At 72.4% G+C, this 13,001-nt stretch carries 12 protein-coding genes; 1 reads left to right on the top strand and 11 read right to left on the bottom strand.

The features are described from left to right. Positions 1-290: 290 nt before the first annotated feature. Positions 291-1,376 carry a prephenate dehydrogenase gene (locus ABTX60_RS37995; protein WP_352101492.1) on the bottom strand — a complete coding sequence of 362 codons (1,086 nt, stop codon included), beginning with the start codon at positions 1,374-1,376 and terminating at the stop codon, positions 291-293. After that, positions 1,373-1,735: a chorismate mutase gene (aroH, locus tag ABTX60_RS37990; protein ID WP_352101491.1), complete on the bottom strand. Its 363-nt coding sequence runs from the start codon at positions 1,733-1,735 to the stop codon at positions 1,373-1,375. Before aroH ends, ABTX60_RS37995 begins: the two co-directional genes overlap by 4 nt. Positions 1,736-1,911: 176 nt before the next feature. On the opposite strand from aroH, the gene ABTX60_RS37985 reads away from it, so the two are divergent. Beyond that, the gene (locus tag ABTX60_RS37985; RefSeq protein WP_352101490.1) at positions 1,912-2,352 is read left to right on the top strand and encodes a Rieske (2Fe-2S) protein; all 441 of its coding nucleotides are present in this window, start codon (positions 1,912-1,914) and stop codon (positions 2,350-2,352) included. 21 nt (positions 2,353-2,373) lie between these two features. Here the strand turns inward: ABTX60_RS37985 and ABTX60_RS37980 are convergent, their stop codons facing one another. The 9 genes from ABTX60_RS37980 to ABTX60_RS37940 all read right to left on the bottom strand — a co-directional run bounded on the left by ABTX60_RS37980 (position 2,374) and on the right by ABTX60_RS37940 (position 12,838). After that, positions 2,374-3,393 carry an ADP-ribosylglycohydrolase family protein gene (locus ABTX60_RS37980; protein WP_352101489.1) on the bottom strand — a complete coding sequence of 340 codons (1,020 nt, stop codon included), beginning with the start codon at positions 3,391-3,393 and terminating at the stop codon, positions 2,374-2,376. Then, a complete protein-coding gene (locus tag ABTX60_RS37975; protein ID WP_352101488.1) occupies positions 3,390-4,109 on the bottom strand; it encodes an NUDIX hydrolase in 720 nt (239 codons plus the stop codon). Before ABTX60_RS37975 ends, ABTX60_RS37980 begins: the two co-directional genes overlap by 4 nt. A 63-nt stretch (positions 4,110-4,172) precedes the next feature. Next, the gene (locus ABTX60_RS37970) at positions 4,173-5,291 is read right to left on the bottom strand and encodes a pseudouridine synthase (RefSeq protein ID WP_352101487.1); all 1,119 of its coding nucleotides are present in this window, start codon (positions 5,289-5,291) and stop codon (positions 4,173-4,175) included. Further along, positions 5,291-5,980, bottom strand: a complete 690-nt coding sequence (gene scpB, locus ABTX60_RS37965) for an SMC-Scp complex subunit ScpB (RefSeq protein WP_352101486.1) — start codon at positions 5,978-5,980, stop codon at positions 5,291-5,293. Before scpB ends, ABTX60_RS37970 begins: the two co-directional genes overlap by 1 nt. Beyond that, positions 5,977-7,005: a segregation and condensation protein A gene (locus ABTX60_RS37960; protein WP_352101485.1), complete on the bottom strand. Its 1,029-nt coding sequence runs from the start codon at positions 7,003-7,005 to the stop codon at positions 5,977-5,979. The genes scpB and ABTX60_RS37960 overlap by 4 nt, the downstream gene beginning before the upstream one ends. A gap of 408 nt (positions 7,006-7,413) precedes the next feature. Next, on the bottom strand, positions 7,414-7,998 hold the full coding sequence (locus ABTX60_RS37955; protein WP_352101484.1) for a hypothetical protein: 585 nt from the start codon (positions 7,996-7,998) through the stop codon (positions 7,414-7,416). Beyond that, entirely contained in the window at positions 7,983-9,110 is a 1,128-nt protein-coding gene (locus ABTX60_RS37950) for a ParA family protein (protein ID WP_078625596.1), read from the bottom strand. Before ABTX60_RS37950 ends, ABTX60_RS37955 begins: the two co-directional genes overlap by 16 nt. A gap of 425 nt (positions 9,111-9,535) precedes the next feature. After that, positions 9,536-10,660: an alanine dehydrogenase gene (gene ald, locus ABTX60_RS37945; protein WP_352101483.1), complete on the bottom strand. Its 1,125-nt coding sequence runs from the start codon at positions 10,658-10,660 to the stop codon at positions 9,536-9,538. Positions 10,661-10,798: 138 nt separating this feature from the next. Further along, positions 10,799-12,838: a tetratricopeptide repeat protein gene (locus tag ABTX60_RS37940; protein WP_352101482.1), complete on the bottom strand. Its 2,040-nt coding sequence runs from the start codon at positions 12,836-12,838 to the stop codon at positions 10,799-10,801. Between the last annotated feature and the right edge of the window lie 163 nt (positions 12,839-13,001).

Raw genomic sequence — 13,001 nt, 5'->3', positions numbered from 1 at the left:
CGAGTGCCCCGCACAAGGTTACTGGGTGCGGGTCACTCGTCCGGCCGCGCGTCCGGGGCGGCTGCGCGAGCCCGCCGACGGCACCCGCCACACCCGACCCACGGCCGACGACGGCGCCCGGCCACACCCACCCCAACGGCCAGCGTCGGCGCCCGGTCACACCCAGCCCAAGGCCGACGACCGCGCCCGATCCCCATCCAGCCCGTCCGGCGCTTGAGGACGAGGCCGTTCAGGCCGAAGCGGGGGCCCGGGGGCGGCAGCCCCCGGAACCGGCCACCGACCGCGCCGCCCTACTGCCGCAGAGCCCAGCCCCGTTCCCGCAGCGCGGCACTCAGCACCGGGGCGGCCTTCGGCTCCACCATCAACTGCACCAGACCGGCCTGCTGCCCCGTCGCGTGCTCGATGCGTACGTCCTCGATGTTGACGCCGGCGAGGCCCGCGTCGGCGAAGATCCGGGCCAGCTGCCCCGGCTGGTCGTCGATCAGTACGGCAACGACCTCGTAGGCGCGCGGCGCGGACCCGTGCTTGCCGGGGACGCGGACCTGGCCGGCGTTGCCGCGCCGCAGCAGGTCCTCGACCCCGCCGGCGCCCTCACGGCGCTTGTGGTCGTCGGAGGACTGCAGGGCACGCAGGGCCCGCACGGCCTCCTCCAGGTCCGCGGCGACGTCCGTGAGCAGGTCGGCGACCGGCGCGGGGTTCGCGGAGAGGATGTCGATCCACATCCGGGGGTCGGAGGCGGCGATCCTCGTCACATCCCGGATGCCCTGCCCGCACAGCCGTACGGCGGCCTCCTCGGCGTGCTCCAGGCGCGCGGCGACCAGGCTGGAGACCAGGTGGGGCATGTGCGAGACGAGGGCGACGGCGCGGTCGTGGGCGTCGGCGTCCATCACCACCGGCACGGCACGGCAGTGCGAGACGAGTTCCAGGGCGAGGTTCAGCACCTCGGTGTCGGTGTCCCGGGTCGGGGTGAGCACCCAGGGACGGCCTTCGAAGAGGTCGCCGGTCGCGGCCAGCGGGCCGGACTTCTCGCGGCCCGACATGGGGTGCGAGCCGATGTACGCGGACAGGTCGAGGCCGCGTGCCTCCAGCTCGCGGCGCGGCCCGCCCTTGACGCTGGCGACGTCCAGGTAGCCGCGTCCCGCACCGCGGCGCAGGGCGTCGGCGAGGACGTCGGCCACGTGTGCGGGCGGGGCGGCGACGATCACGAGGTCGACGGGCCCGTCCGGTGCCTCGTCCGTGCCGGCGCCGAGCGCGGCCGCCGTACGGGCCTGCTCGGGGTCCGGGTCGGCGAGGTGCACGGTGACGCCCCGCTGGGACAGGACCAGGGCGGCGGAGGTGCCGATGAGGCCGGTGCCGATGACGAGTGCGGTCCTCACTGGGCGATGTCCTTGCGCAGGGCGGCCGCGGCGCCGAGGTAGACGTGGGCGATGCCGGCCCGGGGCCGGTCGGACTCGATGTGCGCGAGGACGCGGACGACGCGGGGCATGGCGCCCTCGATGTCCAGTTCCTGGGCGCAGATCAGCGGCACGTCGACGATGCCCAGCTTGCGGGCGGCCGCGGCCGGGAAGTCGCTGTGCAGATCGGGCGTGGCTGTGAACCAGACACTGATCAGGTCGTCGGCGGAGAGGTCGTTGCGCTCCAGGATCTCCGTGAGCAGGGCTCCGACCTGCTCGTCCATGTGCCCGGCCTCGTCCCGTTCCAGTTGGACGGCGCCCCGGACCGCTCGTACCGCCACGGCGATGCTCCTTGCTGACGTGCGTGTCGCTCTACGTCCGACCAGCCTAGTCAGCCCGCGCGCCCGGGTGTGCGGCGCCCGCCCGGTGAGACGCCAGGAACGTCGCCTTTGGGTAAGTTCGGTGCCTAGATAAGGCATATTCCGTTTTATCCCCTTGGCACGTTCGGAGTGACGACATGAGCTACGAGACCACGCGCCGCACGGTTCTCCTCGCGACCGGCGCCACGGGTGCGGCGGCACTCGTCGCGGCCTGCGGCGGGGGCGGCGACGACAGCGGTTCCGCGTCGACGGGCTCCCCCACCGGCCAGGACACGACGGACGCCCCCGCCGGGCAGGTCCTGGCCAACATCGACGAGATCCCGGTCGGCGGCGGAAAGATCTTCGCGGACGAGAAGGTCGTGGTGACCCAGCCGGAGCAGGGCCGGTTCAAAGCCTTCTCGGCGATCTGCACCCACCAGCGCTGCACGGTGGGGTCCGTATCCGACGGCACGATCAACTGCCCCTGCCACGGCAGCAAGTTCAAGATCGCCGACGGCGCGGTGACCCACGGCCCGGCGACCCAGCCGCTGCCCGCCGAGCAGATCACCGTGGAGGGGAACTCGATCCGCCTGGCCTGAGGCTCGCCCGGCACCGGGCCGTCACGCGTCCCAGAGCGCCCCGAGGGTGAGCAGGTCGCTCCGGTACTCGACGCGGTCGGCCCACTCGGTGGGCCAGGCCTCCGTGCCCAGGTACGCGCCCGCGAAGGCGCCCGTCAGGCAGGCGATCGAGTCCGAGTCGCCGGCGGTGCAGGCGGCGCGGCGCAGGGCGGTCACCGGCTCGTCGACGAAGAGCAGGAAGCACAACAGCCCGGTCGCCAGGGCCTCCTCGGCGATCCAGCCCTCGCCGGTGGCCAGACACGGGTCGGTCTCCGGCGAGACGGTGCGCACGGCGTGTCGGAGCCGTTCGAGGGCCTCCAGGCACTCGTCCCAGCCGCGGGCGATGAACTGCCCGGGGCTCGGGTCCCCGGCCCGCCGCCACAGGTCACCGAGCCAGCGCTCGTGGTAGTGACTGCGGTTCTCCAGGGCGTAGGAGCGGAGCAGGCCGATCAGCCCGGTCGGCTCGGCGCCCTGCGCGAGCAGGCGTACGGCGTGTGCGGTGAGGTCGGACGCGGCGAGCGCGGTGGGGTGCCCGTGGGTGAGGGCGGACTGCAACTGGGCGGCGCCCGCGCGCTGTTCGTCACTGAGGCCGGGGACCAGCCCCAGGGGCGCGACGCGCATGTTGGCACCACAGCCCTTGGATTCGATCTGGCCGGCGTCCTGCCAGGGGCGGGATTCGTCCTTCAACAGGTAGCAGGCCTTCATACACGTGCGACCGGGAGCCCGGTTGTTCTCAGGGGACTGGTACCAGTCCACGAACTCCTCCCGCAGGGGCCGGGCCAGCCGCAGCGGGGTGAGCAGCCCCCGGTCCATCGCCGTCCGCACCGCCCGGCCCAGCGCCAGCGTCATCTGGGTGTCGTCCGAGACGAAGGCGCGCTTCGGCAGCTCCATCCGCCGCCACGGCCCGCACTTGGCGAGGATCGACGGGACGTCGTTGAACTCGGTCGGAAAGCCCAGCGCGTCCCCGAGCGCGAGACCCGTGAGCGCTCCGGTGGCGGCCTGCTTGTGGACGAGCGTGGTCATGCGGGGCGTCCTTCCCGGGTGGGCCGGAGGAGGGGTGGATGGAGGGCGATGGCGGTTCCGGCGCGGTACAGCGCGGCGGGCTTGCCACGGCCGCCGGTGAGTCGCGCGGCGCCCGGGACGGCTTCGACGAAGCCGGGTGTGGCGAGCACCTTGCGCCGGAAGTTGGGCCGGTCGAGCGCCGTGCCCCACACGGTCTCGTAGACCTGCTGGAGCTCGCCCAGGGTGAATTCGGGCGGGCAGAAGGCGGTGGCGAGGCAGGTGTACTCGAACTTGGCGCCGACGCGGTCGTGTGCGTCGGCCAGGATGCGGTCGTGGTCGAAGGCGAGCGGCCCGGCCGTCCCGTACGGCACCCAGCGGGCCTGCGCGGCGTCGCTGCCGCCGTGCGCCTCGGGCGCGTCGGGCAGCAGCGCGGCGAAGGCGACCGACACGACCCGCATGCGGGGGTCGCGCCCAGGCTCGCTGTAGGTCCGCAGCTGCTCCAGATGCAGCCCGGAGACGTCGGACAGGCCGGTCTCCTCGGAGAGTTCACGCCGGGCGGCCGTCTCCGCGGACTCGTCCGGCTGCACGAACCCGCCGGGCAGGGCCCAGCGCCCGGCGTACGGCTCCTGTCCGCGCTCGACGAGCAGCACGTGCAGCGTGCCCTCCCGGAGGGTGAACACCGCGAGGTCGACGGTGACGGCGAAGGGCTCGTGGGCGTACTTGTCGTAGCCGTCCACGCAGCAGCACCCCCTTTAATAGTCAGCACGACTATAAAAGGGGGTGCCGGTCACTCACAAGGTCTAGAGGTCGACCTCCTGCATCAGCATGCCGACCTCCGTGTTGGACAGCCGCCGCAGCCAGCCCGACTTCTGGTCGCCCAGGGTGATCGGCCCGAAGGAGACCCGGACCAGCTTGTCGACCGGGAAGCCGGCCTCCGCGAGCATCCGGCGCACGATGTGCTTGCGGCCCTCGTGGAGGGTGACCTCGACGAGGTAGTTCTTGCCGGTCTGCTGGACGACCCGGAAGTGATCCGCGCGGGCGTAGCCGTCCTCCAGCTGGATGCCGTCCTTGAGCTGCTTGCCCAGGTCACGCGGGATGGGCCCGACGATGTGCGCGAGGTAGGTCTTCTTCACGCCGTACTTCGGGTGGGTCAGCCGGTGGGCGAGCTCACCGTGGTTGGTGAGCAGGATGACGCCCTCGGTCTCGGTGTCGAGCCGGCCGACGTGGAAGAGCCGCGTCTCGCGGTTGGTGACGTAGTCACCGAGGCACTGCCGGCCCTCCGGGTCCTCCATCGTGGACACGACCCCGGCGGGCTTGTTGAGCGAGAAGAACTGGTAGCTCTGTGTGGCGACGGTCAGGCCGTCGACCTTGATCTCGTCCTTCTCCGGGTCGACGCGCCGCCCCTGCTCCAGGACGATCTCGCCGTTGATCTCGACCCGGGCCTGCTCGATCAGCTCCTCGCAGGAGCGCCGGGAGCCGAAGCCCGCGCGGGCGAGGACCTTCTGCAGCCGCTCGCCCTCCTGCTCGGCGCCGGGGAAGGTCTTCGGGAGCTTGACCTCCTTCTTCCCGGCGTACCGGTCGCGGTTGCGCTCCTCGACCTGCGCCTCGTACTCACGCGGGCGGGCCGGGGCCGTACGTCCCTGCCTCTGGGGCTGCTTGGGGCCGCCCTTGGCGCCGCCGCGCGCGGCACCGCCACGTCCGGCCTTGGGGCCGTCCTTCGTCGCCCCGGGGCCCACGTCGTAGCGCCGCTCCTCCGGGCGCGGCTTCTTCGGACGGCCGCTGCCCTGCTTGTCGTCGCGGTTGTTGCCGGCGCCGCGGAAGTTGCCGCGACCACCACCACTCCCGCCGCGGCCGCCGCTGTTGCCACCACGGCTCCCGCCGTTGTTTCCGCTGCTGTTCCTGCCGCTGCTGCTTCGCATCAAAGTTCCGTCTGGTCGTCTTCGTCGTCGGTACCCGGGGTGGCCGGGCGGCTGCCCGGCACGTCGTCGTCAGGCGCGTCCGGGTCGAACGACGGTACGCCTTCCTGGGTCTCGGCCTCGATCGCCTCCGCCTCCGGGAGGAAGGGCGCGAGCTCCGGGAGCTCGTCCAGACCGCGCAGGCCCATCCGCTCCAGGAAGTAGTTCGTCGTCCTGTACAGGATCGCACCTGTTTCGGGTTCCGTGCCCGCCTCCTCTATCAGTCCGCGCTGGAGGAGGGTGCGCATGACGCCGTCGCAGTTCACTCCGCGTACCGCCGAGACCCTGCTGCGGCTGACCGGCTGGCGGTAGGCGACGACGGCCAGGGTCTCCAGGGCGGCCTGGGTGAGGCGGGCCTGCTGGCCGTCCAGGACGAAGCGCTCCACGGCCGGCGCGAAGGCGGCCCGGGTGTAGAAGCGCCAGCCGTTCGCGACGTACCGCAGCTCGAAACCGCGGCCCTGGACGGTGTACTCGTCGGCCAGCTCGCGCAGTGCGTCCGCGATCTGGCGCCTCGGCCGCTCCAGTATCTTCGCGAGGTGCTCCTCGGTCACGGGCTCGTCCACGACCATGAGGACGGCCTCCAGCGCCGGCTTCAGATCGAGGTCGGCGACGGTGCGCGGTCCGGCCGGCAGGTCGGTCGTTCGCTCGCTCACGCCTTCTTCTCCTCCTTCGGTGGCTCGGGCGGCCGGTCGAACTCGTCGGTGACGGTCGGCGTCTCGTCCCCGTCGCCGCCGGTCCACCGCACGAGCAGGTCCCCGAGCGCGGTCTCCTGCTCCAGGGCCACGGCCTTCTCGCGGTAGAGCTCCAGCAGGGCGAGGAACCTCGCCACGACGGTCAGGGTGTCGTCGGTGTCCGCGACGAGATCCCGGAAGACGGCCTCGCCGAGCTCCCTGAGCCGGGTCACGACGATCTGCGCCTGCTCCTGCACGCTGACCAGGGGGGCGTGGATGTGGTCGACGTAGACCTGCGGTTTGGGTCTGGGCTGCATCGCCTTGACGGCGAGCTTGGCGAATCCTTCCGCCCCGATGCTGATGACGACGTCGGGCAGCAGTTCGGCGTGGTGCGCTTCGAGTCCGACGGTCCGGGGGTAGCGCCGGGCCTCGTCGTCGAGCCGCCCGCTGAAGATGTCGGCGATCTGCTTGTAGGCGCGGTACTGCAGCAGCCGGGCGAAGAGCAGGTCCCGCGCTTCGAGCAGGGCGAGATCGCCCTCGTCCTCCACTTCGGCGGCGGGCAGCAGCCGCGCGGCCTTCAGGTCGAGCAGGGTGGCGGCGACGACCAGGAACTCGGTCGTCTCGTCCAGGTCCCAGTCCGGCCCCATCGCCCGGATGTACGCCATGAACTCGTCGGTCACCTTCGACAGCGCGACCTCGGTGACGTCCAGCTTGTGCCGCGAGATCAACTGCAACAGCAGATCGAAGGGCCCCTCGAAGTTGGCGAGCCGGACCTTGAAGACCCCGTCGTCCGCCGCCACGTCGGTGTCACCGGCCGGGGGCGGGAGGTCCGGGGCGGGCGCGAAAGGCCCCTCGGACACGGTCGCGTCCGCAGACGGCGTCTCGGCGGCAGTCCCTCCCGATTCACCCACGAACGCCGGCCCGCCCGCGCCCGCAGGCCGCGCGCGGGGCTCGGCCACGTCCGCCGGCGGCGCACCCGGCCCGGCCGCCTCCGCGGGCGGCGCCATGGCCCCGGCTGTTGCCACCGGCCCGGGGGCCGCGGCTTTCAGGGATCCGGCCGACGAAGCCGCAGGCCCGGCGCTGTGGGGCGGGAGGCTCGGTTCGACCTCCGGGACGGTCGACCCCGCGTGCGCGACCGCCGCGCTCGCAGACGGCGCTCCGTAGGGGGCCGTCTGCGCCCGCTGCTCGACCGGCGGAGCTGCCCCGCGCCCATCCGTCGAGGGCCCGGGGGTCCCGGCCGCCTCGGTCCCTGCCCGCTCGACCGGCAGAGCGGAGGGTCCGGCCTCCTGCGGATCGGCCTCTCGCGGCTCAGCCGGCGGAGCCTCCGGCCCCCTTCCCAGCGCACGCCGGCGGCCGGGCCGGCCGCCGGGGGGAGGTGGGGAAGCGTTCGAGGTCATGGCCCCCGCAGGCTACCGCTACCGCCCTCGCAGTCGTCGTACGAGGATGCTGGCGTCTCCGCGGGACTCCAGGTCGGCGAGGACCACCGCGACCGCCTCGCGGACGATGCGGCCGCGGTCCACGGCCAGACCGTGCTCGCCGCGCAGGACGAGACGGGCGTGCTCGAGGTCCATGAGCTCCTCGGCCGACACGTACACCGTGATCTTCTCGTCGTGCCGCTCACGGCCACTGGGGCGGCGCGAGGGGTTCCGCCCGCGCTTGCGGGGCGCGGCCGCTGCCGCACCGGCGGCAGAACCTTCCTGCGCCGCCTGCCTGCGGGCGGCGCCGGAGCGCTCGGCGGCCGCTGAACGACTGTGGCCCTCCCCGGCCTCGGCCGGCTCCGCGTCCGCCGCGACATGCTCCGGACCCTCGCCGTCACCGCCCTGCGCGGGCACCGCCTGCGGCGCGTCCTCCGCGGCGGCGGCCGCGTCGCCCTCCCCCGCCGGGGCGGGCACCCGGGCGTCGCCGTTGGCCTGACGCCTGGGCTGGGACGACTGAAGCGCCATCCCCCCTGTCGTACGGAAGAGTTCGTCGGCCCCCGGCAGACTCACTCGGCGTGACACCGGGCGAGCACCTCCCTGGCGAGCTGGCGGTAGGCGGCGGCACCGACGGAGTTGGAGGCGTACGTGGTGATCGGCTCACCGGCGACCGTGGTCTCCGGGAAGCGGACGGTGCGCCCGATGACCGTGTGGTAGACGTGGTCGTCGAAGGCCTCGACCACCCGCGCGAGCACCTCACGGCTGTGCACCGTGCGCGAGTCGTACATGGTGGCGAGGATGCCGTCGAGCTCCAGCTCCGGGTTGAGCCGCTCCTGGACCTTCTCGATGGTCTCCGTCAGCAGGGCCACACCGCGCAGTGCGAAGAACTCGCACTCCAGCGGCACTATCACCTTGTGCGCGGCCGTCAGGGCGTTCACCGTGAGCAGGCCGAGCGAGGGCTGGCAGTCGATGACGATGAAGTCGTAGTCGGGCAGCAGCGGCTTCAGGGCGCGCTGCAGCGTCGATTCGCGGGCGACCTCGGAGACGAGCTGGACCTCGGCCGCCGACAGGTCGATGTTGCTGGGCAGCAGGTCCATGTTGGGGACCGCCGTCTTCAGCAGCACCTCGTCGGCCGCCATCCCCCGCTCCATGAGCAGGTTGTAGACGGTGAGGTCGAGTTCCATCGGGTTGACACCGAGTCCGACCGACAGCGCGCCCTGCGGGTCGAAGTCCACGAGCAGGACCCGGCGTCCGTACTCCGCGAGCGCGGCACCCAGATTGATGGTCGACGTGGTCTTGCCGACGCCGCCCTTCTGGTTGCACATCGCGATGATCTTCGCGGGACCGTGCTCGGGCAGCGGGCCCGGGATCGGGAAATACGGCAGCGGTCGCCCGGTCGGTCCGACACGCTCCCGGCGCTGTCTGGCCGCGTCGGGCGCGAGAGTGGCCGCGTACTCGGGGTCCGGCTCGTACTCCGCGTCGGGGTCGTAGAAGTGCCCCTCGGGCAGTTCGTCGTAGTCGGCGAAGTGGTTGTGGGGCGCGCCACTTCCGTCGCCGGCCATGGCGTTCACGTGATGGCCATCCATCTTCTGGTGTGCTGTGTGAGTCGCCTGCTGACTCTGGTGGGCTGCGAAGGTGCGCACAGCGACGGAGCCGACAGCCGCGAATCCCGCGGGCTCCTGGTCCCGTGCAGGCATTCCTGGTTGGCCACCCCCGGGAGTAAATGTCGACTCATTCACAAGTCGTCTTACCTCCTTGGTGACCAGGAAACTTCTAGACAGGTCAGCGTGGCACCATGCCGACAGCTGGCGACTCTATGGCGTGTCGGGCGTCCGCAGCAACACAATCCGCCGGACCCGGCCCGATGTGTCGGCAATGAAACATCCCGCTGTCAAGGGCGTACGGCCGTCGCACGGCAGGTTTCACCGGTGTGCGAATCGGTTGAAGGGTTACGTTCGAGGCGAGTTGCCCGAGAATCGCGAAGTGACCATACACACATCCGGCCGGACCTTGTCGGGCAAGGTCCGGCCGGGTGCGCGGCGTTGACGACGTGTGTTGACGTATCGCCTTTACCGGTCGGTGGGTTAGCCGACTTGGCGGCTGCCGGGCATCGGTGGGCGGGTCAGCCGAGCAGCGAGGACAGCTCCACGTGCTCCACGCCGTGCGCCTCGGCGACCTCGCGGTAAACGACCTTGCCGTCATGGGTGTTGAGACCCTTGGCCAGCGCGGGGTCGCGGCGCAGCGCCTCGGCCCAGCCGTGGTCGGCCAGCTCGACGATGTACGGCAGCGTGGCGTTGGTCAGCGCGTAGGTGGAGGTGTTCGGCACGGCGCCGGGCATGTTGGCGACGCAGTAGAAGACCGAGTTGTGGACCCGGAAGGCCGGCTCGGCGTGGGTGGTCGGGCGGGAGTCCTCGAAGCAGCCGCCCTGGTCGATCGCGATGTCGACAAGGACACTTCCGGGCTTCATGCGCGAGACGAGCTCGTTGGTGACCAGCTTCGGGGCCTTGGCGCCGGGGATCAGCACCGCGCCGATGACGAGGTCCGCCTCCAGGCAGGCCTTCTCCAGCTCGAAGGCGTTCGAGACGACGGTCTGGATCTTCGTACCGAAGACCTTGTCGGCCTCGCGGAGCTTGTTGATGTCCTTGTCGAGCAGGGTCACGTGGAAGCCCATGCCGATGGCGATCTGCGCGGCGTTCCAGCCGGAGACGCCGCCGCCGATCACGACGGCGCGGCCGGCCAGCACACCCGGGACACCGCCGGGCAGCACGCCGCGGCCGCCGTTGGCACGCATCAGGTGGTAGGCGCCGACCTGCGGGGCCAGCCGGCCCGCGACCTCGGACATCGGGGCGAGCAGAGGCAGTGCGCGGCTCGGCAGCTCGACGGTCTCGTAGGCGATGGCCGTGGTGCCGGACTCCAGGAGGGCGTCCGTGCACTCCTTGGAGGCGGCCAGGTGCAGGTAGGTGAAGAGCGTCTGGTCCTTGCGGAGGCGGTGGTACTCCTCGGCGATGGGCTCCTTGACCTTCAGGAGCAGGTCGGCGGCGGCCCACACCTCGTCGGCGGTGCCCAGGATCTGCGCACCCGCGGCGACGTACTCCTCGTTCGCGATCGAGGAGCCGACGCCGGCGTCGCGCTCGATGACGACCTGGTGGCCGTGGCGCACCAGCTCGTGCACACCGGCGGGGGTGATGGCCACCCGGAACTCGTTGTTCTTGACCTCGCGGGGGATGCCGACCTTCACGTCGATCACGGTCCTTGGCTCAGAGGGTATGGGGGGTCTTACTTAGACATACCCGGGCACGCACGGGCACACCGGGAGAGACCGCAGGAGAACGTGCGGCAGAGCCAGTCTAATGAAGGTGTTCTCGCTGTCCAGCCTTTCATTGCATCAATCTTCAGCTGATGCGGTACGGATTTCGCAGGCGTCAGGGTCATTTTGAAGGTTTGAGTCGCCGAGAAGCCCCTCGGCGGCGCCCCGGTGCAGCCCCGCCGACGCGGGATCACCCAGACGTTCGAGGGTCTCGGCGACCCGCAGGTGCAGGGCCGCCTGCAGCCGCGGGTCCTCGGCGCGCCGCGCCCACTCCACGGCCTCCCGGCAGGTGCGCAGCGCCTCCTCGGGACGGCCCGTGTATTCCTGGACCCGGGCCAGCTCGCTCAGGGCCCGGGCCTGGGCGGCCGCGTCGCCGCTCTTGCGATGACCGGCGATGGCCGCACGCCAGTTCCGCAGGGCCTCGCCGTAGCGGCCCGCGAGCGTGTGGGCGGCGGCGATGCGTCCGTAGAGCCGGGCGGCCTCGGCGCGCTCGCCCCGGGCGAGCCGCTCGGCCAGGGCACGGCCGAACCAGTCGGCGGCCCGGTCGACGTCACCGAGCTCCAGGTGCGCGCCGCCTACGGATTCCATCGCGCGGCCGGTCGCGTACGGGTCGTTCACCTCGCGCCCGGCGTCCAGCGCGGCCCGGTAGCGCGCCAGGGCGTCGGAGGTACGGCCGGTGCGGGCGTCCAGGTCGCCGAGGTTCAGCAGGGCGGCGGCCCGCTCGCGGGGCAGGTTCCGGCGCTCGGCTACGTCGAGGACCATGCCGTGGACGTCGTAGAGGTCGGGCGCGGCGGCCCGGGTGCCGATGTGCGCCGCCATCGTCCGGACCAGCTGGGACATCAGCCGTCGGGCCAGGGTGTCCAGCTCCCCGTCGGCGACCGCGAGCCGGGCCGAGGCCAGCAGGGCGGGCCGGGTCAGGCGCAGCCAGTCGGCGGCCGCCCGCGGAGTGGGGAAGCGCAGCGCGCGGGGCATGTCGAGGAGCTTCTGGCGGGCCTGCGGGCTGTCGGTCTCGGTGATCGCCCGGCAGGCCTGGAGCAGCCGGACGGTGCGCTCCAGCATGCGGGCGCGGGCCAGCTGGAGATCGGCCGGGCGTTCGTGGTGCTCGGCGAGGATCCGCAGCAGCGGGTGCAGACAGCCGGGCACCACGTACTGCGGCACCGGGGAGTCCACCGCGTGCAGAAAGCCCAGGGCGACGAAGTCGTCGAGGGTGGTGCGGGCGCTGTCGACCGAGCAGCCGACGAGCGCGGAGGCGGTCTGCGGGTCGACGAGACCGGCCGGGGCGAGGGCGAGGAGGCGCAGCATCCGGGCGGCGGCCGGGGGCAGGGCGGCGTGGGCGAGCCGGAAGACCCGGGTGAGGGCGGTGCCCTCGGAGTCGTCGGCGCGCAGCTGCTTGGCCAGGTCGGAGACGGCGGCCTTGGGGCGGGCCGCGAGCCAGCCGCCCGCCAGCATCAACGCGGCGGGCTGCCCCTGGCACTCCTCGGCGAGGCCCTCGGCGGCCCGGGGATCGACGGTGATGCGGACCGAGCCGGTGAACCGGGTCAGCAGCTCCACCCCGGACTTGGCGTCCAGTCCGCCCAGGGTGCAGGGGCGGACGTCGGAGATGCCGGTCAGCGGGCCCCCGGAGACCGCGACGACGAGACAGTCCGGGGAATCGGGCAGCAGGGCGTCGACCTGCTCGGCGTCGGCCGCGTCGTCCAGCAGGAGCAGGGCCCGGCGGCCGGCCAGGGCGGTGCGCAGAGCGTCGCTGAGGTCGTCCTCACAGGCCCCGGCCGGTGCCTGTTCGTCCAGCGCGGTCAGGAGGTCCCGGGCGGCGCGTCCGACGGGGACGGGGATGCCGTCGGGGTCGGTCAGGCCGACGCGCAGTACCCCGTCGGGGTAACGGTCCGCGACCTGCCGGACGAGTTCCCCGGCGAGTGCGGTACGGCCCGAACCGGGCCGGCCGGCGATGAGCAGCACGCGCGCGCGGGGTGCCTTGCGACCGGCCAGGGTGTCCAGTCCGGCGCGCTCGATGTCGGCGCGCAGTTCCTTCAACTCCCGTGTGCGGCCGAGGAACTCGCTCGCCCCGGCAGCGGGCCCGGCCGGCCGCACGTCGCCTGTCTCCACGACCTGATCCGTCACGGGCCACACTCCCGTCCCACCGCACACGCAAGCCCGCCGGGACTCCGGTGCGGGCGTGCCCCAGAGCCTAGTTCACGCTCTGCAACGCTCCCGGAGGAGCAGGGCGGGCACGACGTACGCATCCCCCGATCGGATCAGCAGATCGTAGGACCGACAGCTTCGG

The sequence above is a fragment of the Streptomyces sp. NPDC126510 genome (genome assembly GCF_040302345.1).
GTDB lineage: Bacteria > Actinomycetota > Actinomycetes > Streptomycetales > Streptomycetaceae > Streptomyces.
This window is presented reverse-complemented; position numbering and strand designations above follow the sequence as displayed.